We start from the raw sequence: 280 nt of genomic DNA, 5'->3' as shown, positions 1-280 counted from the left end.
CATGGTGCCCACGGTGTCGTTGACCACAGCCACCACATCCAGGTCAAATTCCTCTCTGTGTAGCAGGCATTGCTGCCAGTCCCCACGATGAGTCCAATCTCACAAGAAGGTTCTTCATAAGCACAAGTCATCATGGTGCCCACGGTGTCGTTGACCACAGCCACCACATCCAGGTCAAATTCCTCTCTCCTTTTTACAGCATCCCTCAGTAAAGTGGCTACATCGTGACCCACACAGTCGGTGGCTTTGAATCCCTTTGTCCACGTGATCAAGATTCCGC

General features: G+C 52.1%; 1 protein-coding gene. It reads right to left on the bottom strand.

The window, feature by feature from the left end; translation table 11 throughout:
• On the bottom strand, window positions 1-272 hold a 272-nt coding region (locus QWY28_RS24755), incomplete at its 3' end, for a hypothetical protein (protein WP_500690677.1).
• Window positions 273-280: the final 8 nt, after the last annotated feature.

The organism is Nocardioides oceani (assembly GCF_030412965.1).
GTDB classification, from domain to species: Bacteria; Actinomycetota; Actinomycetes; order Propionibacteriales; family Nocardioidaceae; genus Nocardioides; species Nocardioides oceani.
The sequence above is the reverse complement of the archived record's forward strand: the minus strand, read 5'-3'. Positions and strand labels throughout refer to the sequence as shown.